The sequence below is a fragment of the Paraburkholderia sp. Ac-20342 genome (assembly GCF_017104985.1).
Taxonomy (GTDB): domain Bacteria; phylum Pseudomonadota; class Gammaproteobacteria; order Burkholderiales; family Burkholderiaceae; genus Paraburkholderia.
Window position 1 is genome coordinate 33,797 of sequence record NZ_JAAGPQ010000002.1, and the last position, 18,651, is coordinate 52,447.

Here is an 18,651-nt window from a genome sequence, read left to right on the forward strand (position 1 = left end):
GACGTGTGCTGCTGTTGCATCTGCTGCCGTTGCATTCGCTGCTGCCTGAGCTCGCCGCCCGGTCTCGCTACCCAGTCTCGCTGCCCCGAGGCGACTTTCATCATGTTGCGCTGGACTTCGATCTAACCTCTATCCGGTTAACCGCGATCTCTCGCGAAACACTCCCGCCACGCACCGCGCGTTGCCGCGGTGCGCCATCGAACCGTGCACCAAAGCGGCGCGCCGCCGATGCACGATCATGTACGTACTGTGCGTTAAAGCAGTGAGTTCTGGCAATCGCGGCATGAAGATTGCGGCGGGCTTTCGCTCATGAACGTGACTCATGCCTCTTCACGCCGCCTTCACCACCGGGTCCGACCGATGAAAACCTTCCACTGCAATCGCTGCTCGCAACTCGTGTTCTATGAGAACGTCCGCTGCGAACGCTGCGAGTCCCTGCTCGGCTACCTTCCGGATCTCAAGGAAATCAGCGCGTTCGAGACCGCCGGCGAAGGCCGCTGGCGCAGCCTGCATCCGCGCGCGGACGGCACGCTGTTCCGCCAATGCCACAACTATGCGGTCGAAAATGTCTGCAACTGGATGATTCCCGACGCCTCGCCCGACACGCTGTGCCGTGCCTGTCATCTGACGCACACGATCCCGAACCTGGCCGAACCGGAGAACCGCCTCTACTGGTATCGGCTCGAAGTCGCGAAGCGGCGTCTGTTGTACACGCTTGCTGAACTCGGGCTCGACGTGACGTCGCGCGACGCGGACCCCGAGCACGGCCTCGCCTTCGAATTCCTCGCCGACGGCGACGACGGCGCGCGCGTGATGACGGGCCATGACAACGGGCTGATTACGCTGAACATCGCCGAAGCCGACGACGCCCATCGCGAGAAAGTACGCACCGCGATGGGCGAACCGTATCGCACGCTGCTCGGACACTTCCGCCACGAGACCGGGCATTACTACTTCAGCCAGTTGATCGAAAACGAGCCGAGCCGGCTCGAACCGTATCGCCAACTGTTCGGCGACGAACGCGCCGATTACGGCGAAGCGCTCGAAGCCTACTATCGCGACGGCGCACCGGCCGACTGGCAGGCCTCGTATATCAGCGCGTACGCGACGATGCATCCGTGGGAAGACTGGGCCGAGACGTGGGCGCACTATCTGCTGATCGTCGACGTGCTCGATACCGCGAGCACGTACGGCCTCGCGCTGCTGCCCGACGATCCGCGCGAACCGACGCTGACCGACCGCACGCCGGTCGAGGACGCGAGCTTCGACAATCTGCTCAAGCGCTGGTTTCCGCTCACGTATGCGCTGAACAGCCTGAACCGCAGCCTCGGTATCGCCGATGGCTATCCGTTCACGCTCGCCGCGCCGGTGGTGGAAAAGCTGCGCTTCGTGCATCACGTGATCGCGGCGGCGGGAGAAAAGAAGACGCGGGCCACCGATCCGCCGGCAACGCCTGCGAGCGAGGACGAAGCCGCCGTGAACGAAGCCGCCGCGGCGGGTCCCTCGCACGAACCGCATCGACTCGACGCCGACAACGCCTGAGTTCGCGCACGACGACGGCATAAAAAAAACCCGCTGCCGGATCGACCGGCAGCGGGTTTTTTTATGCAGCGATGCGCGGCCTTCGCTCACAGGCTCGCGCATGCCCTCCGCGCCATCGCTCAATACGCGACATAAGGCCCGGTCCCGCCCGGCGTCCCCTGCTGCTCGATCGCCGCATACACGTTGCGGCCATAGAAGAACGGCAGCCCCCAGTCGAATACCGCCGAGGTCACGAACGCCGGTCCCGCGAGCAGCGGCAGCGCCGCATCGCCGTTATAGGTCTGCGCAACCGAGGTCGCATTGGCGACGCCGAACGTCACCGCGCTCGTCACGCCGTTCACGCCCTCGATCATCGCGCTCAACTGCTGCGTCGAACCCGGGCAGTAGTACGCGCTATTCGGGCTCGCGCAGGCCTGCATCGACGAGGTCTGGAAGAAGAGCCCGGTCGAGCCGCTGTCGAGAATGCTGTGCGAGTACGTCGTGCCGTTCTGCACCGTCGTGAAGGTGCCGTTCGACGGACTCACGCCGATCACCTGCGCATTGCCGAGCGCGTTGTTGCTCTGCGTGCCGATGCCGAACACGAGCTGCCCCGATACCGACGGCGCGCCGCCGTTCACGGTCGGCAGACTCAGGACCGAGCCGTTGTTGTCGGTCGTGAAGTACGGCACCGGATTGGCGACCTGATAGTTCTCGGCAAGCGGAATCGAGGTGCAGCCCGAAGCGCCGCAACCGTAGTACGTCGCGGGAATCGCCTGCTGCACGCAGTTGCCGCCGCAATCGTGCTTGAACACGCCGATGCCGAGAATGCCGTTGGCCTGCAACGCCCCCGGCGTATTGCGCGACGCGCCGACGGCCGCGCAATCGGCGGGCAGCGAGGCGTAGTTCGGGTCGATCACCTGGACCGGCAGCGACGCCGCCGTTTCGCCGGCGATCCGCAGATCGGCGAGCTTCACGGCGCCCCACGTATAGCCATCGAAGAACTGCATGCATTCGGCGACGAGGTTGCCCGCGCCGTCCTTCTGTTGCGGCAGATTCATCGACGCGGGCAATTGCGAGGCGAATACGCGCACGCCCCACGAGCCCGTATCGACGAGCACGTGATCGATCGTCTGACAGTCGCTCGTGCCGGGCGCGCAGATCGTGATGCTGACGAACGGCATGTTCGGCACGTTGCTCACGCCCGAGTCGACCGTCACGCGCACCGCGTTGGCGGCAAGCACCTGCGGCGCCGGCGAGGTGTTGGTCACGGTCGGGCTGCTCGACGAAGCCGTCGAGTTGCCCGAATTGGCCGAGTTGGCGGTGCTGCTCGCGCCGCCGGAGCCACCGCCCCCGCCGCCGCATGCGCTCACGATCAGTGCGGCGAGTGCCGCGCCCAGCAGGGTCATCCACGAAGACCTGTATCGCATGATTCGCTCCGTTATTGAATGACGCCGACATCGACACCCGCGGGCAGCGCCCGCGGCAGATACGCGTAACCGGTGAACGCACGCAGATGGCCGCTCGAAAACACCACGAGGTCGCTGTTCGACACGGCGAGCGGCGTGCCGCGCCGGTTCGCGACGGCGGCCACGTACACGTCGAAGGAGGCGCCGAGCATCGCCTTGAGATCGGGCAAGGTCGGGCCGTCCCACGCGACGCCGAACACGATGCCGTTTTGCGCGACGTACTCGCGCACCTGCGTGCCGGACGGCAACGTCAGTCGATGCACCGAGTACGCGCCCTGCGTGGTGGCCACGTGCGCGACGGCGTGCAGGTGCGACTGATCGCCATCGACGGTGCTGACGTTCTGGCCGAGTGTCGCGTGCGCGGCGAACGGCAATGCGCAGCTCGCCCCGAGCATTGCGCAGGCAATGCGGGTAAGAAACATCGGTTTCAAGAGATTTCCTTCGAGATGAAACGCCCGTGACCGCATGAAGCCGCCACAAACGCGAAACCAGGGGCGCACACCTGACCGGCGGAACCGGCTTGCCTTCACGCCGATCGGTTGCGTGAATGCGTCTACGGAAGGATGGGGCGAAACTTTAGCGAGGCGGACGGCACGCGGCAATCGTTTGCGCCGCGATTCAAACCGCGACGCGCGATCAGTACGTTCGACTTCGTTTGACTGACGATAGCGAAACCTTTTACGAACAGTACTTTGCCGTCTTTTTCTGTTTTATATGACGTTTAAAGCAAACGGCCACGGAAAATCCGGGAAGGGCTGCATAAAAAATAGAGACCGCTCGAAGCTTGTCCGGATTATGTAAGCGCTCGCTTAACAAACTGGGTCCGACGCGTGTATTCCTCTGACTACTGGCGCTTTCTGCGGCTTGCTGTCGGACTTTTTTCGGGCCTTTTATCAGACCTTATATCGGCCAAAATATCGGGCCAAAAAAATGCCGCGGATGGCACGATCGCCATCCGCGGCATGGGTGTTCGAAGTGTGCTTTGAAGCGCACGTCGAAGCGCGCAACGCCGCTTGCTTCGCGGTTATTTCTTTTGCTGCTGCAAAAGCGACTTCAGCTCCTGCACGTTTTCTTCCACGCGTTTTGCGATGACCGCATACGACTCCGCGTGCGTCTGATACGCGGCCTGCGCGAGTTGCTGCATATCGGCGAGCGATTTGTGCAGGCTCTGCTGGACCAGCTCCGCGGTTTTCGCCGACGGCGACGCACCCGCTGTCGACAGTTGCGCCGTCAGCGCTTGCAGTTCGTTCAGCGTTGCGCGCAGCATGTCGGCCTGTTTCTGCGCGAGCGACTGCATGCCCTGGAAAGCCGTCTGATTCGCCTGAACCAGTGCTTCCATGTCCTTGCGCCGTGCTTCCATGATGGCGGGTACGTCGAAGCCGGGGAGCTTGAACTGCTCGAGCATTTTCGTGAGATCGCCAAACGGATTGGCGGCTTCGGGTCGGTCCATGCGAAATCCTCCTTGCGGTTGAACGGACGCCGCCGGTGCGCGGCCACCTCGCATAAGCATGGCATCGGGACCTGGCGACGGCGTGTGCCGCACGAGCCACCACGGCAAGCTGGGTTTGGGGAGCGCACGGCACATCGCGCTCAATCATGCTCTATCCGGCCGCATTGCGCCAGCGGACTCACCCTGACGCGCCGCCCCCGATGCAAGGCCCGGTAAGTTACCGCAGCGCTTTCAGTAACCCGACGAATCATCGAGTCGACTATCGTTGCGGCTGGACCGGCCCATCGTGGCGCCGGCACCGTTCTCGACGGGAGCGACATGATGAAAAAAGCCCTATTCTGCGCGGCGCTCGCCGCGGTTTCCGGCCTGATCGCAACGGCCGCCTGCGCCGACGATCCGCCGCCCCCACCGCCCGGCGCGATGCATGGCGACGGGCCGCCGCCGTTTCGCGGCCATGGTCCGATGAGGGGTCCGGGCGGCGCCAACTTCGCGGTGATCCACGATCTCGAACAGTTGCGCCGTCTCTATGCGCTGAGCGGTCATGAAAACGAAATCGTCGCGGTGTACCGCGACGTGCTGGGCAAGACGCAGGACCCGATGCTGCGGCACTACGTCTACGACTCGCTGGCTCGCGAACAATTGAAGCCCGCGAATCCCGAACAGGCAATCGCCACGCTGCGCACGAGTCTCGCGGAAGACCTCGCCGTGGCAAACAAGGTATCGCATGGTATGCCGGATGGCATGCCGTCGGGGCAGTCTTCCGGTCAGTCGCATTGAGTCGCCGCACTGCACCGACGCACTGAGCCGATGCGTCGAGTGGAGGTGCCGGGTTTGCGCGGCCGTTCGTGGCTGCGTGTTTGGATGGAATAAAGCGTCGCGTGGTATGCGGCGCTTACTCGCTTCATGCTCGGCGCAAGACCGGCCATTACGATCGGCCGTCCTCGCATGGAAGCGCTCCCTCCGCCGCATCGCGCAGCCCTTCGGCACGCTACGTTGGCTGTCCCACATTGGCGCTTCACTGGCGCTTTTCATCTTCCCCCAGGTGACTAGGATAGGAGCACCGAAACGTCCGGGCAGGGTGAAGAATGCGCTATCCGTTGAACCTGGCCATTGCCGCCGCCCTGCTCGTGTTCGTCCTGTGCTGCATCATCAAGCTGGCCTTGAATTGATCGTGGCGCATCCGTGCGGACGCTCATTGCGTTGCGCATGCCGACGACTTCGACGCGTACGCCGTATTGATCCGTGCCGGTCCGCATGGACGGCGGCGCATACGGCTCACGCTGCTCGCGCGTAGGCGCTTTCATCTCACGCCCGTTCTTTTTTACGTCGCAGGCTGCTGCGACCGTGCCCTCGACACACCTTCACTCGCGCGCATTTCGCCGCGACATCGCGCGAAATAATTGTCGAATGGCGTCCGGCGCACCACGCGCCCATACTTCGTTCGCTGCCGGTGCGTACGAATCAACGACGCATGCGATCGAAGTGCTCCACGTGCGAATCCCTTCGCCGATGATCGACGATCCCACGGTTGCCCGATCATCGGCGCATGGCTTCGAACCGACCGGCACCCGGTGCCGACGACAGGATCATCATGTTGAACCCAATGAACTTCATCAAACAGAATGCGGCCCGTTTCACCTGCATGACACTCGTCTGTGGCAGCGCGCTATTGAGCGGTTGCGCCGGCGCGCAGATCACGAACGCGAGCGCGATGAATCCGCCCGTTGCCGCGCGGCGCGATGCGCAAACCGGCACATCAGCCAGCGTACCGGCGATGGCGCACCCGGACACGATTTACGTCTCGACGTTCGACGCCGATCCGCGCCAGGTCAAACTCGATAGCGGCATGCTGCAGAAGCTGAAGACGCAGTTGTCGAGTTCATCGGCGCAACAGCAGCAGGTCGCCGATGCAGCCCAGGTCCGCAAGCAGACCGCCGATGAAATCGTGCGCCAGTTGCAGGCGATGGGTCTGCACGCGGCACGCTCGGACGGCCCCGTGCCCGCCGATCAGAACGTGCTGCTTGTGCAAGGCAGCTTCGACACGATCGACTCCGGCAATCGCCGCCGTCGCACGCTGATCGGCCTCGGCGCAGGCAAGAGCGAAGTGACGGGCTCGGTGCGGATCATCTACCAGCCGGCGGGCGGCGCGGCGCGTCTCGTGCAGAGCTTCACCGCCGATGCGGACAGCGGCAGGATGCCGGGCATCGCCGAAACCGCCGGGGTGGGCGCGGCCGCCGGCAGCATCGCGACCACGGCCGCGGCGGGCGCGGGCCTGCACGGCATAAGCGAAACGAAACGCGCTGGCGTATCGGACGATGCGAAGCGCCTCGCCGGCGCGGTCGCGAAACAGATCGCGCAGATCGGCGTCGCTAACGGCTGGATATCGGCGGAGCAGGTGAAGGGCTGAGGACTTAAAGACGAAAGTCGGTGCCGTTCGTGCGGGACCGGGATAACGGAACGGTTAAATCCCCTCGCGATTCGCACGGCTCCGATTGAAGCGACGGAATATCAGAATTATTCAAGCTTACAGCCGCGTTATTTCTACCGATTTCTAATTACCCATCTTTTGATCGGCATTTTTTTCTCATTTCTCGCCTTTCTCCCCTTGATTTTCAAAGCATTAATTGCAAGGCATTGATTTCGTCACACAAATTTTTTATAAAATGCTCGCGCGATGCAAATATGACTTTGAAAGGCAGGGTGGAATGGGAACGCAAGATTTGGCCAGCACGATTTCGAGCGATCTGACACAAAGCGACCGCTTGCTCAAACTCGATACTCCGTTGGGCTCGAATATCCTGGTGCCGCAGCGTGTCGTTGGGCGCTCGCGCCTCGGGCGCCACTTCGAATTCACGGTGGACGTCGTTTCGACGACCGGCAGCATCGAACTCAAGTCGCTGATCGCGCAGCCCGTGACGCTCTGGGTCCAGCAGGCCGACAAATCGTATCAGCCGCACAACGGCTACGTGCATACCGCACGCCGGCTCGGCTCGAACAGCGGGCTGACCGGCTATCAGCTCGGTTTCGCCTCGTGGATGCACTTCCTGAAATTCCGTCGCGATCAACGCATCTGGCAGGACCGGAGCGCCGACGACATCGTCGCCGACGTATTCAACGCCCATCCGCAATCGCAGGGCCTGTTCCAGTTCGCGCTGTCCAGTCCGCTTCCCGCGCGCTCCTACTGCCGCCAGGACGAAAGCGACTGGAACTTCGTGCACCGGCTGCTCGAAACCGAGGGGCTCTTCGGCTTCTGGCGCCAGGCGCAGGACGGGCGCTCGCACACGCTCGTCATCACCGACCGGCTCGCCACGCTCGATGCGCTCTCGCCCGAAACAGTGTCGTTCTATCGCGGCGGCACCGGCAGCGAAACCGACGCGCTCGTGCAATGGTCGGGCACACGCACCCTGCAAAGCACGGTACTCACCACGCGCACGTTCGACTACAAAACGCCGTCGTCAATCCACAACCCGAAGGGTACGGCCGTGCCGACCATGCCCGATCAGGGCGCCCTCCCGGATCAGGCGGAAGTCTACGAATACACGGGCGCCTACACCTATAACAAGCAGGATCGCGGCGATCAGCTTTCGCGCATCCGTATGGAAGAATGGGAGTCGCGCGCCAAGCGTTTCGTGGGCGTGGGCGGCGTGCGCGCGATGGATGCGGGCAAGCGCTTCGTGCTCGACGGCCACCCCGATCACGACGCCGATCCCGCCAGCCGGAAAGAATTCGCGGCAATCGAAACGAACTGGGTGATCGCCAACAATCTTCCGTCCGGTAGCCAGGGATCGGCTTTTCCGCACAGCCTCCAGGAAACCGTGGACGCGGCGCGCGCGCGTCACGCGAGCGACGCCGCGTTCACGGTCGCGCACGACGACGGTTCGGTGGGCTTCTATCTCGTGGAGATCGAGGCACAGCGCACGAGCGTGCCGTACCGCAGCCCGTTCGAGCACCGCAAACCCGAGATGCACCTGGAAACGGCGATCGTCGTCGGTCCGCAAGGCGAAGAGGTCTATACGGACGAGCTGAACCGTATCAAGGTGCAGTTCATCTGGGACCGCCTGAACGGCGGCGACGAACGCGCCTCCTGCTGGGTGCGCGTGGCGCAAGCGGATACGGGCGGCGGCTACGGCGCCGTGCATATGCCGCGCGTGGGCGAAGAGGTTCTGATCGATCATATCGGCGGCGACTGCGACCGGCCCGTGGCAACGTCGCGGCTCTATAACGGCGCCGCGAAACCGCAGTGGCATTCGAACGGACTGCTCTCGGGCTATCGCTCCAGGGAATATGGCGGCGGCAGCGGCTACAACCAGCTCGTAATGGACGACTCGACGGCGCAGAACCGCGTCCATCTATATTCGAGCAGCTATCAGTCCCACCTGCATCTGGGCTATCTCGTCGATCAGTCGGCCAATACGCGCGGCGCGTTTCTCGGCAGCGGCTTCGACCTCAAATCGGAAGCCTACGGCGCGGTCCGCGCGAGCCAGGGCCTGTTCGTCACGACGCATCCGGCTTCCGTCACGCAACCGCTCAACGTCACGGCCGCAGCCGAGCAACTCGCCAGCGCGGAAAGCGTGGTCGAACTGGCTTCGCAGGCGAGCGCCGCGAACCAGGCCGAAAGTCTCGACGAGGGGCACGACGCGCTGAAGAAGTTCACCGACGCGACGCAATACAGCGTGCCGGGCGGCGCGGGTTCGAGCGGGCGCACGGGCGGCGGCGGCACCGGCAACGCGAACGGTTTCTCCACGCCGATCATGCTGCTCGCGAGCCCGTCCGGCGTGGGCGTTTCCACCCAGGATTCGGCGCAGTTGACCGCGAACCAGCAAGTCAACATCGTCAGCGGCAAGAACACGCACGTGGCCGCCGGCAAATCGCTGATCGCGAGCGTGACCGAGAAGATCAGCCTGTTCGTGCAGAACGCCGGCATGAAGCTGTTCGCCGCCAAGGGCAAGGTCGAGATTCAGGCGCAGAGCGACGCGCTGGCGCTCACGGCGCTCAACGACGTAACGGTGACGAGCACCAGCGGCAAGCTCGTGCTGTCCGCCGACAAGGAAATCTGGATCGGCGCGGGTGGCTCGTATATCCGCATCACGGCCGACATGATCGAAAACGGCACCTCCGGCCAGATCCTCGAAAAATGCGCGTCGTGGGACAAGCCCGGCCCGGCTTCGATGCGGTTGCCCGCGCAGGTGACGAGCGTGACGAAGGGCTGCTCGTGGAAATCCGCCGCGGCGTCGGCGGACAGTGCCTCGAGCGTGGTGCTGGAGTAAGACGATGGACTATCGACACCATCACGACGAAGCCGCGAACCGCGCATCCGAAGCGTCCAGGACGACCGAAGCCGCGCGGGTCGACGCGTCGACCGCGACGATCAGACAATGGTTCGGCCGCCATGCGAATCAGCGCTGCTTTCTCTCCGTCGACCCGAGCCAGCGCGACCTGAACGCCGACTTTCCCGAACACGACAACCCGTTCGCGGATCTGCCGCGCGCCGACGTCGTCATCGATCACGAGGCGTTCGCCGAAGCGCATCGCCCCTATCTGCTCGAACTGGATCTTGCGACCGACACGGGCTTGGCCGCGCTCGCGCACAGCGTGCAGGCCGCGTTCGACGACCGCCTCCCGGCCTCGATGGCGTCGGGCCTGGGACAACGGATCGGCGGCTGGCTCGCAAGCCCGGCTTCGCTCGAGGACGTCGCCGCGCACTGGTCGCGTCTCGCGCTGCAACGCGACGCGGCGGGACGCGCCTGCGTGCTGCGCTTCTACGACACGCGCGCGCTCGACCTGCTGTGGACGGCGCTCTCCCCGGCACAACAGCAGGCATTGCTCGGCCCGGTAAAGGCATGGCACACGCTCGACGCGTGCGCGCGGCTCGTGGTTCGCCAAAGCGCGCAGACGTCGCCGGCCCGCTTCGCGCTGCTGCCGCAGCAATGGGACGCCATCCATCGGCACGGTCTCGTCAATCGCGCGCTGGCGCTGCACGCGTATGCGAGCGAGCGTCAGCCGCAAGCGCACGAAGTCGAGGCGGCGCTCGCCGCCGCCGCGCGCGCCGAACGCTACGGGCTGCTCGACCGCGACGACCAGATCGCGTTCATCGGGCACGCGATTGCTTGGCATCCGCAATTCGATCTGCATCCCAAAGTGTTGCAGTTGCTCGGCCGCCGGGCCGACGACGATTTCTACTCGGCCGCAATCAGCCGGCTCTCCGCGGACGAGATCGCCGAAATCCGCCAGGGTGCCTGGTACGACCGTCTCACGGCGTCGGCTTCCCGCTAATCCATTCGCCTCCGCACGCAATCGAAACGACGACACAGCATGACGACGAATAACCAGAAATGCGCGAACTGTGAGAAGTCCGGGCTGCCGATCTTGCCGGTTCGCTATACCGCACTGCCGAAATACGTGAAGGCCGGCTTGCCCGCGGGCATCGGCGGCGCACGCGTGACAGACGTCGCGCTCGAAGCGCACCACTACGGCGTGCGTACGCTGCGCGAAGGCTGGGTCTATCTCTTCTATGAAGCTGGCCCGCGCGGCAGCCGCTACTGGGAAGCGTACAAGGTCACTTCCGACGGACGCCTCTGGAAACAGACGCTGCCCTTATCGCTGGTGCCCGTGACCGATCCCGCCTGCGCGCAATGTGCGATCGCGGTGCCGATGGACCTCATCGCCATCGAGCACCCCGAGAAATGCACGGGCCGCGTGTTCATCGCGTTCTCCCAGCATACGTGGCATCAGCAGATTTTCGACCTGTACGCGTCCGACGACACGCTGCGCGAAGCGCGCATGCAGTACATCGAGCCGTCGAAGTGGATCGGCGGTAGCGCGGACGCGCACCAGCATGCGGTCGCCGCGACCGCGCAGACGATCGACGCCGTGATCGAATACATGCCCGGCTTCGATCCGAAGTCGATGGCGCTTCCCGACGACAAGCAGGCCTTCAGCGATGCAACCGGCGCCTACAAGGACGACCTGCTGCAGCACGAAGTGACGCGCTATGCGCCGTTCATCCGCCAGGCGTCGCCGGCTTCCGCCAGCCAGGCACTCGTGAAGCTGATGCAGCAGATCGGCGCGAAAAACGAGGATGGCGGCAGCGCCGATGCGCATCATCCGCCGATGTTGCTTGCGTTGTGGGACAGCATCGGCACGGTGCACGAGCTGAACGGTTTCCGCTGCGATCCCGCGTCATGGCTCGATCGCTATGCGACCGGAGAGCGCCAGCTCCAGGTCGGCGCGCTCAAGGATATCGACACCGCGCACGCGATCGTCCAGTCGCGTACCGAGCAGGCGCTGAACAACCAGGAAGCGCTGGCAAAGCAGGCGCATTCGATGACGCCGCTCGGCCAGCCGGGCGCGCAAGGCGCGCTCGCCGCGCAACGCGCCAAGGCGCTGGCGGGCGCCGACCCGACGCGCGCGTCGCAGATCAACGCGTATTACGACGACATGGACTGGATGGCCGCCAACAACATTCCCGGCAGCTACCAGACCCGGCTCGTGCAGATGGGCCGCTCCACGGCGGCGGGCAGCCCGGGCTCCAGCGTGCCCTATACGGGCACGTATCGCGACCAGATCATGAACGAGGCGCATGCGTACGCGCAGGCGCAGCCCGGTGCTCACGACCGCAATCTCAAGAGCATGACGACATACAACTGGTCCGATTACGAGGCGCGGCTCAAGCGGACGGATATCGAAAATTTCCGCAAGAAGTACAACGCACTGCAGGCGAAGGTGCACGACATCCAGGAAGCGCGTACCGCCGACGTCGGCAAATGGCTGCAATCGAAGCTATTCCTCGACACGCTGGAAGACTACGCTTCAACCGATCTGCGCGACGCAGTGGCCTTCGAGATCGTGATCACCGATGCGCTCGCGGGCATCGGCTCGACGCCCAAGGGCACGACCGTGCTCGATACGCTGGTCACGCACTGGGACCCCGTGCAGCCGGCGAGTCTCATCTGGCGGGTGTTCGCGATGAACCAGAAGGACGCGCGCCAGGAAATGGCTCAGTTGCTGAAAACGGCGCTCGCCAAAAAGGATACGCCGCTCGAAGCGCCGCCCGGGCAGCCCGCCGCGGGACAGAGCGCGGGAGTGAACGCCGTGATTTCGGCGGCCGGGTCGCTCAAGACGCTCAACGGCTACTACAAGAATCTCGGCAAACTGGCGCTCGAAACGGACCCGAAAAAGATCACGCCGCTAGGCGGGCTGCTCAAACGTCTCGAAGTGGACGTGTTCGGGTTGACCGTGGGCGATGCGGTTTTTTCGAAATTCCGCATCAACCAGATGGGCGACTTCGTCGGCGAAAAGATCATTCAGTCATTGCTGCTGCAACGTGCCGGCATCTCCTATTCCGACGCGATGGCGCTCGTGCGCAAGCAGGCCGAGGTGGAAAAGATCAGCCGTGCCGAAACGATCGAGCGCCTGTTGAAGACGCGCTCGCTGCTGCGCTCGGCGGCGCCCGCGAATACGCCGAAAGCAACCCAGGCGCTGTATGACGTGTGGAACGGCATGAAGTCCACCGACGAGGGCATCAAGGCGCTGAGGTCGAGCCGGATTGCCGTGGTGGCGGCGTTGCTGGAGGCGGTCAACTTCTACAAGATCATGTCGGGGACGCACGACAAGGATACGACGCTCAAGCTCGTGCAGTCGGGTGCGTCGATGCTGTCGTCGGTCATCACGATTACGATGACGCCGTTTTATGGGGCGCTGAAGAACGCCATTAAGTCGCAGAGCTGGAAGCTGGTGGGTGGGGGGTTGAGTAGTTTTGGGACGTTTATTTCGGCGTGGATGAGCTTTGAGCAAACCGGCGATAGCCTCAAAAAGGAACAGTACGACATTGCGGTCCTCAATTTTGGGCAGGCGCTGCTAGGTAGCGCAATGGGTGTAGCAACAGTGATCGACACCATAAGCACCGCAGCTCCCCTGCTCAAAAGGCTCGCAATCCAGTATGGAACTGACGCGGTGATAGAGGCGGTGGAAACCGTCACCGCGCGCATGGTAGCTTGGGCTGCATTGAGATCGGTAGGTATGCTGATAGGCTGGGAAGCGACGGTGGGACTGATCGTGCTGCAGACGCTCGCCAGCTGGCTGACGCCCGATGCGCTCGAATCCTGGTGTTCCCGGTGCGCATTCGGCACTGGACAGGAAACGATACTTCGCGTCGCGGACCATAGCGTCACGCGCTACACGGACCCTTCTCAGCAAGAGAAGGACTATGTCGACGCCATGACCAAACTCTCATGAAAAAAGACAACTCGACAAAACCCGCTGTACTGTTGAAAGGCGTGATTTCCAATCTCGAACGCTCGAAGCGAAACCACGACTTCGTGCTGAGCGAAGTTCAGCACCAACAGGTCGGCGCGACGGCGGTTGCCGCCTCGGCCCTAGGCTTGAGCGCTGCGGGCATCGGCCTGATCGGCATGGCGGGAAATTCCGCCGAAGAAGCCGATTGGGTCGAGTTCGAACTCGACGGCAAGCGTATCAAGGGCTGGCTCTGGATGATGCCGATGCGCAATGGCGATCAGGTCGAGGTCGCCGCCGAGCAGGTCGGGAGCGGGCAGTACATTGCATACGCGGTCAAACGGGACGGCGACAATCTGCTTGCCGTCTACCCACACGCTACGGCAGGCAGAAAAGTGCATTATCGAAAGTCCCTCAAGATATGGCTCTGGAGCGCAGCGTTGCTTTATGCGGCAGGGATGATCGTCATGCTGATCCAGCAAGGCGCGAGTTTTTTCCTGCGCGCGGATATGGTCAAGTTCTTTATTCTGCCCGGGATCGTTTTCTGGCTGCTGATATCGGGCCTCATGGCATTCCGCATTTCGCGCAAATTCATGGGCTTTGTGAGAATCGCGGAGACGATCTTCAAGACCTTCGGCTGGCCCGATGCCGAGAATATCGACTTACGGAAAACGTCTCGAGAATCTCGCCGTGAAAACAAGCTGCCTAACTTCGGCAACCTGTATTTCCGCTATAAATAACGGTCGCAGCCTACGTGAATCCAACAAAACCCGCTGTACTGCTGAAAGGCGTGATCTCCAATCTCGAGCGCTCGAAGCGAAACCGCGACTTCGTGCTGGGTGAAGTTCTGCACCAACAGGTCGGCGCGACGGCCGTTGCCGCCTCGGCCATGGGCTTGGGCGCTACAGGCATCGGCCTGATCGGCATGGCGGGAAATTCCGATGAAGAAGCCGATTGGGTCGAGTTCGAACTCGACGGCAAGCAGATCAAGGGCTGGCTCTGGATGATGCCGATGCGCAACGGCGACCGTGTCGAGGTCGTTGCCGAGCAAATTGGAAGCCAACGGTACATTGCGTACGCGGTCAAACGGGACGGCGACGACCTGCTTGCCATCTATCCTCACGCTACGGCAGGCAGGAAAGTGCACCACAAGAAATCCCTCAAGATCTGGCTATGGTGTTCCGTGCTGATGTTTCTCACGTTGCCAATACTCCTGATGCTCCGGGAAGGCCACAAGTTTTTTTCCAACGAAGACATGCCCTTCATGCTGCTTATGGTATTTGCGTTCTGGATGCTGATCTCGGGTCTGATGGCATTCCGCATTTCACGCAAATTCATGGGCTTCGTCAGAATCGCAGAAACGATCTTCGCTACCTTCGGCTGGCCCGACGTCGAAAACATCGATTTGCGGAAAACATCACGCGAATCTCGCCGTGAAAACAAACTGCCCAACTTCGGCAACCTGTACTTCCGCTACAAATAAACCTCTATCGCACTCGAAAGTCAGACAAAAAATGATCGATCTCATTCGTGTCGGCGACGACGCCGACCACGGCGGCAAGGTCATCACGGGTTCGTCGACCCTGTGTTTCGACGGTCGTTACGTCGCGCGCAAGGGCGACGAGGTTTCGTGTCCGCGCCACCCGGACGTGCAGCCGAACACGATAGTGGAAGGCGACGAAACAATGACCGACAACGGCGTTCCGATTGCCCGGCATGGACATCGGGCCAGTTGTGGCTGTCGTTTGATTTCGAGCCTGCTGTAGCGGCAAAAGTCGGCACGAGTCGAATTTCGTGCCACCGTCTGCCAGGCCCAAGAGCACGCGCCGCACACACGAACGAGAGCACAACGCAGCCCCCGACGCAACGATCGGATCATTCCCCGCAATGCGGCAAAACATATGGCGGAAAAGCGCGAACTTCGTGCCACCCATATCTACGCGCCCGACGCCCCGGCCACCGCCTCGGACGCTTCGGCTTGCGCGCCCATCGTCACGAGCACGCTGCACGTAACCCGGTCGAGCAGCAGACCGTCGTTGCGGCTGCCGCCCCACCAGCGCGCGAGTCCGTGGCTACGACGGTGTCCCACCACCACGAGATCGACGTTCAGATCTTTCGCAAAGAAGGGAATCTGTTCGAGCGGTTCGCCGATCGCGAGATGTCCCGTCGCGTGAATGCCACGTGCGGCGAGTTTCTTCAATCCCTCGTCGAGCAGGCTCCGCGCCGATTCGTTGATGAAGTCGACCGGCACCGCGGAGGTGATATCCGCGCCCTGCATCCAGGCCGAGTTATTGAGCACGGAAAGCAGATGAACCTGGGCGTTCAGTTCCTGCGCCAGCGCGGCACCGTCTTTCAGCGCGTGCTGCCCTTCGCGGGTTCCGTCGTAACAGAGAAGAATGCGGTTAAAGCATGCCATAGCGTTTCCCCTGTACTGCTTTCGCGGCATATGATTAATTCATTATATGTCAGTTTGTGATACATACGGCACGGCGAGCGGCACGACGCAGACCATCGCGAGAACGATCGTGAAACGCCGCCGCGACAACAGCCGCAACAGCCGCAACAACCGCAACAACCGCAACAACCGCAACAACCGCAACAACCGCCGCTTCATCATCAGGCCTTCGCCAGCCCCGCGTAAAACGGAATGACCCATCAGGAAGCCGAATAAAATGCGTTCACAGTCCCCAGATAATGTCTGCCTCGCTCTTGCGCGCCTCACGCATCATGTCGAGAAACGGCCATGCGCGTTGCGAGAGCCGGTTGCGCGAGTCGCGCTGATTGCCGGCCGAGCAGTGCAACGCTTCGAGCGTCGCCTCCGCAGTCGCATCGTCGGAAATCGCGGCTTCGAGCCGGTCGATCGCGTGGGGCAGTTCGTCGTGCATGATGACGCCGCGCTCGCCGAGCCGCTTGCCGATCAGGCCGAGCAGATATTGCGCGAGGTCCCTGAGCATCACGACATCCGGTGACGCCGTCGATTGAAATGTAATCATCATGATGGCTCCTTTCCCGATAGACGCGCTGTACCGGCCAGCGGCCCGCACCCGCCCTGTCGCCATCATTTTATATCACAACATGATGAAAATGCGCGAGGTGCCGTGCGCGGGCATGCACGGTCCGTATCGTCGTCGCGACACTGCGCCGCTGTCAGCGCCACGCCACAGTTTTCCCGCGCCACGGCGTGCCGACGCCGCGTTTTATATCATATTGAAATATAATCATGACCACAGTGTATTCGCGTTGCCAGGGTTTCCCCGGTAATGTCGGGCCCGGCATTCTCGACTACTTTCTGATCCTTATCTTGTCCCGCTCCCCCGTCCTTAGCTGGCTGTCCAGTTTCTTCCCCGCACCGGTCACCGTGAAATGGCACGAGCGTGCGCGATCGTGTCTCGGCGCATTGCTCGGCATCGCCTTCACAGGCGGACTCATGTATCTGCTGCTCGGGCCTGCCGCGAGCATCCCGCTGCTCGTCGCGCCGATGGGCGCCTCGGCGGTCCTGCTGTTCGCGGTGCCCGCGAGTCCGCTCGCACAGCCGTGGTCGATCATCGGCGGCAATCTCGTCTCCGCAACGATCGGCGTGACCTGCGCGAACCTGATCGGAGACCCGACGCTCGCGGCCGCGCTGGCCGTCTCGCTGTCGATCTGCGGCATGTTCGCGCTGCGCTGCGTACACCCGCCGTCGGGCGCGGTCGCGTTGACGGCCGTGCTCGGCGGCCCCGTCATTCATGTACTCGGCTACCGTTTCGTGCTCGAACCGATCGCGATCCAGTCAGCCGCGCTGCTGCTCGCGGCACTCGTCTATCACGCCGCCACCGGTCACCGCTATCCGCATGCAGGCCGCCAGGATCGCGCGACGGCCAGCCTGGCCGCCGACGAAGCCTCGCGCGTCGGCTTCGCGCGCGCGGACGTCGAAGCGGTTCTCGCGCGCCGCGGCGAAATGCTCGACATCGATCCCGACGATCTCTATTCGCTGCTGCGCGAAACGCAGCTTCAGGCGTTCTCGCGCAGCTTCGACGAACTGCGCTGCGAAGACGTCATGTCGCGCCACGTCGTATCGGTCTCCGCGGAAACTCGCGCGGCCACCGCCTGGGATCTGTTCAAACGCAACAAGGTGAAAGCGCTGCCGGTCGTCGATGCGGAACAGAAACTGGTCGGCATCGTCACGCGCGCCGATTTCGTCGACCATCAAAGCTCCGGCGCACTGGCGCCGATCCTCGACTACTTCGACGGCTGGCTGCGCGGCGACGCGTCTCGCACGCCCAACGTCGGCAGCGTGATGACCACCGAGGTCTGCACCGTCGACGCAAGCGCGCCGATCACCGAACTCGTGCCGATGTTCGCGAACTTCGGCCATCACCACGTACCGGTGCTCGATGCGAGCGGGCGCGTGGCCGGCATGATTACGCAAGTCGACCTGATCTCCGGCCTTTACCGGCAAACCATCGCCAAAGCACGCCACGCAGCCTAGACATACGCGCCACCAGGGTCGCGAATCAAGGACTCCATTCGACCAAATACATCATCATGTGATATATTTGCGATTTCCTCCTCTCGGCTGATCGCCCATGAAAGTACGAACTCGCAAGCTGAACAAAAGCGACTTCGAGCAACTGTCGGAGTTTCGCTATCAGATGCGGCGCTTCGAGCGGTTCTCCGAACAGGCCGCGCAGAGCGAAGGCATCACGCCCTTGCAATACCTGCTGCTGCTGCATATCAAGGGCTATCCGGAGCGCGACTGGGCCACCGTCGGCGAACTCGCGGAGCGCCTGCAGGCGCAGCATCACGGCGTGGTCGCGCTGGTGTCGCGCTGCGAGGCGCTGAATCTCGTGCGCCGTCAGGTCAGCGAAACCGATCGGCGCCAGGTTGAAGTACACATCGAAAAAGCCGGCGAGCGGGTACTCGAGCGACTCGCGGAATTGCATCGCGCCGAATTGAAATCGCTCGAAGGCTCTTTCCAGATTCCACAGATCGACTTCGACTAAC

The 18,651-nt window shown here is 62.8% G+C and carries 18 protein-coding genes; 12 read left to right on the forward strand and 6 right to left on the reverse strand.

What is annotated here, in order from left to right; all coding sequences use genetic code 11:
- Positions 1-360 precede the first annotated feature (360 nt).
- Positions 361-1,542: a putative zinc-binding metallopeptidase gene (locus tag G3N58_RS00940; protein ID WP_167282004.1), complete on the forward strand. Its 1,182-nt coding sequence runs from the start codon at positions 361-363 to the stop codon at positions 1,540-1,542.
- Between the two features lie 119 nt (positions 1,543-1,661).
- Here G3N58_RS00940 and G3N58_RS00945 read toward each other — a convergent pair whose 3' ends face one another.
- The 3 genes from G3N58_RS00945 to G3N58_RS00955 all read right to left on the reverse strand — a co-directional run bounded on the left by G3N58_RS00945 (position 1,662) and on the right by G3N58_RS00955 (position 4,437).
- A complete protein-coding gene (locus G3N58_RS00945; protein WP_205998273.1) occupies positions 1,662-2,948 on the reverse strand; it encodes a DUF3443 domain-containing protein in 1,287 nt (428 codons plus the stop codon).
- A gap of 11 nt (positions 2,949-2,959) precedes the next feature.
- Complete coding sequence (locus G3N58_RS00950) at positions 2,960-3,409, reverse strand: DUF2844 domain-containing protein (protein ID WP_205998321.1); 450 nt, start codon at positions 3,407-3,409, stop codon at positions 2,960-2,962.
- 602 nt (positions 3,410-4,011) lie between these two features.
- Positions 4,012-4,437 carry a phasin family protein gene (locus G3N58_RS00955; RefSeq protein WP_167044562.1) on the reverse strand — a complete coding sequence of 142 codons (426 nt, stop codon included), beginning with the start codon at positions 4,435-4,437 and terminating at the stop codon, positions 4,012-4,014.
- A 321-nt stretch (positions 4,438-4,758) separates the two neighbouring features.
- Here G3N58_RS00955 and G3N58_RS00960 point away from each other — a divergent pair, with 321 nt between their 5' ends.
- On the forward strand, positions 4,759-5,214 hold the full coding sequence (locus tag G3N58_RS00960; protein WP_205998274.1) for a hypothetical protein: 456 nt from the start codon (positions 4,759-4,761) through the stop codon (positions 5,212-5,214).
- Between the two features lie 269 nt (positions 5,215-5,483).
- Here the strand turns inward: G3N58_RS00960 and G3N58_RS00965 are convergent, their stop codons facing one another.
- Complete coding sequence (locus tag G3N58_RS00965; protein WP_205998275.1) at positions 5,484-5,741, reverse strand: hypothetical protein; 258 nt, start codon at positions 5,739-5,741, stop codon at positions 5,484-5,486.
- Between the two features lie 287 nt (positions 5,742-6,028).
- Between G3N58_RS00965 and G3N58_RS00970 the strand changes: the two genes are divergently transcribed.
- From G3N58_RS00970 to G3N58_RS01000, 7 genes are all read left to right on the forward strand, one after another.
- Positions 6,029-6,844, forward strand: coding sequence for a DUF4410 domain-containing protein (locus tag G3N58_RS00970; RefSeq protein ID WP_205998276.1), 816 nt, complete (start codon positions 6,029-6,031; stop codon positions 6,842-6,844).
- A gap of 298 nt (positions 6,845-7,142) precedes the next feature.
- Positions 7,143-9,704: a type VI secretion system Vgr family protein gene (locus tag G3N58_RS00975; protein ID WP_205998277.1), complete on the forward strand. Its 2,562-nt coding sequence runs from the start codon at positions 7,143-7,145 to the stop codon at positions 9,702-9,704.
- Positions 9,705-9,708: 4 nt separating this feature from the next.
- Complete coding sequence (locus tag G3N58_RS00980; RefSeq protein WP_205998278.1) at positions 9,709-10,710, forward strand: DUF4123 domain-containing protein; 1,002 nt, start codon at positions 9,709-9,711, stop codon at positions 10,708-10,710.
- Between the two features lie 39 nt (positions 10,711-10,749).
- Positions 10,750-13,671, forward strand: coding sequence for a T6SS effector BTH_I2691 family protein (locus G3N58_RS00985; RefSeq protein WP_205998279.1), 2,922 nt, complete (start codon positions 10,750-10,752; stop codon positions 13,669-13,671).
- Positions 13,668-14,408: a putative type VI secretion system effector gene (locus G3N58_RS00990; protein ID WP_167281991.1), complete on the forward strand. Its 741-nt coding sequence runs from the start codon at positions 13,668-13,670 to the stop codon at positions 14,406-14,408. Before G3N58_RS00985 ends, G3N58_RS00990 begins: the two co-directional genes overlap by 4 nt.
- 14 nt (positions 14,409-14,422) lie before the next feature.
- Entirely contained in the window at positions 14,423-15,151 is a 729-nt protein-coding gene (locus G3N58_RS00995; protein WP_205998280.1) for a putative type VI secretion system effector, read from the forward strand.
- 31 nt (positions 15,152-15,182) lie between these two features.
- Positions 15,183-15,434: a PAAR domain-containing protein gene (locus tag G3N58_RS01000; RefSeq protein ID WP_167281987.1), complete on the forward strand. Its 252-nt coding sequence runs from the start codon at positions 15,183-15,185 to the stop codon at positions 15,432-15,434.
- Between the two features lie 170 nt (positions 15,435-15,604).
- On the opposite strand, the gene G3N58_RS01005 is transcribed toward G3N58_RS01000, so the two are convergent.
- The gene (locus tag G3N58_RS01005) at positions 15,605-16,084 is read right to left on the reverse strand and encodes a universal stress protein (protein WP_167281985.1); all 480 of its coding nucleotides are present in this window, start codon (positions 16,082-16,084) and stop codon (positions 15,605-15,607) included.
- 109 nt (positions 16,085-16,193) lie between these two features.
- Between G3N58_RS01005 and G3N58_RS34450 the strand changes: the two genes are divergently transcribed.
- Positions 16,194-16,319, forward strand: a complete 126-nt coding sequence (locus G3N58_RS34450) for a hypothetical protein (protein WP_277396951.1) — start codon at positions 16,194-16,196, stop codon at positions 16,317-16,319.
- A gap of 27 nt (positions 16,320-16,346) precedes the next feature.
- Here G3N58_RS34450 and G3N58_RS01010 read toward each other — a convergent pair whose 3' ends face one another.
- Positions 16,347-16,664, reverse strand: a complete 318-nt coding sequence (locus tag G3N58_RS01010; RefSeq protein WP_167044586.1) for a DUF1840 domain-containing protein — start codon at positions 16,662-16,664, stop codon at positions 16,347-16,349.
- A gap of 305 nt (positions 16,665-16,969) precedes the next feature.
- On the opposite strand from G3N58_RS01010, the gene G3N58_RS01015 reads away from it, so the two are divergent.
- Both G3N58_RS01015 and G3N58_RS01020 read left to right on the forward strand, forming a co-directional pair.
- Positions 16,970-18,136 (forward strand): HPP family protein, encoded by a 1,167-nt coding sequence (locus G3N58_RS01015; protein ID WP_205998322.1) that lies wholly within the window; start codon positions 16,970-16,972, stop codon positions 18,134-18,136.
- Between the two features lie 97 nt (positions 18,137-18,233).
- On the forward strand, positions 18,234-18,650 hold the full coding sequence (locus G3N58_RS01020) for a helix-turn-helix domain-containing protein (RefSeq protein WP_167044589.1): 417 nt from the start codon (positions 18,234-18,236) through the stop codon (positions 18,648-18,650).
- Position 18,651: the final 1 nt, after the last annotated feature.

Excerpts from the sequence above, each read along its gene's own strand:
- G3N58_RS00940 (WP_167282004.1), top strand. The coding sequence starts at position 361 with ATGAAAACCTTCCACTGCAATCGCTGCTCGCAACTCGTGTTCTATGAG.
- G3N58_RS00985 (WP_205998279.1), top strand. The coding sequence starts at position 10,750 with ATGACGACGAATAACCAGAAATGCGCGAACTGTGAGAAGTCCGGGCTG.
- G3N58_RS00945 (WP_205998273.1), bottom strand. The coding sequence starts at position 2,948 with ATGCGATACAGGTCTTCGTGGATGACCCTGCTGGGCGCGGCACTCGCC.
- G3N58_RS00975 (WP_205998277.1), top strand. The coding sequence starts at position 7,143 with ATGGGAACGCAAGATTTGGCCAGCACGATTTCGAGCGATCTGACACAA.
- G3N58_RS00965 (WP_205998275.1), bottom strand. The coding sequence starts at position 5,741 with ATGAAAGCGCCTACGCGCGAGCAGCGTGAGCCGTATGCGCCGCCGTCC.
- G3N58_RS00980 (WP_205998278.1), top strand. The coding sequence starts at position 9,709 with ATGGACTATCGACACCATCACGACGAAGCCGCGAACCGCGCATCCGAA.
- G3N58_RS00990 (WP_167281991.1), top strand. The coding sequence starts at position 13,668 with ATGAAAAAAGACAACTCGACAAAACCCGCTGTACTGTTGAAAGGCGTG.
- G3N58_RS01000 (WP_167281987.1), top strand. The coding sequence starts at position 15,183 with ATGATCGATCTCATTCGTGTCGGCGACGACGCCGACCACGGCGGCAAG.
- G3N58_RS00955 (WP_167044562.1), bottom strand. The coding sequence starts at position 4,437 with ATGGACCGACCCGAAGCCGCCAATCCGTTTGGCGATCTCACGAAAATG.
- G3N58_RS00950 (WP_205998321.1), bottom strand. The coding sequence starts at position 3,409 with ATGTTTCTTACCCGCATTGCCTGCGCAATGCTCGGGGCGAGCTGCGCA.
- G3N58_RS01010 (WP_167044586.1), bottom strand. The coding sequence starts at position 16,664 with ATGATGATTACATTTCAATCGACGGCGTCACCGGATGTCGTGATGCTC.
- G3N58_RS00970 (WP_205998276.1), top strand. The coding sequence starts at position 6,029 with ATGTTGAACCCAATGAACTTCATCAAACAGAATGCGGCCCGTTTCACC.
- G3N58_RS00960 (WP_205998274.1), top strand. The coding sequence starts at position 4,759 with ATGAAAAAAGCCCTATTCTGCGCGGCGCTCGCCGCGGTTTCCGGCCTG.
- G3N58_RS01020 (WP_167044589.1), top strand. The coding sequence starts at position 18,234 with ATGAAAGTACGAACTCGCAAGCTGAACAAAAGCGACTTCGAGCAACTG.
- G3N58_RS01005 (WP_167281985.1), bottom strand. The coding sequence starts at position 16,084 with ATGGCATGCTTTAACCGCATTCTTCTCTGTTACGACGGAACCCGCGAA.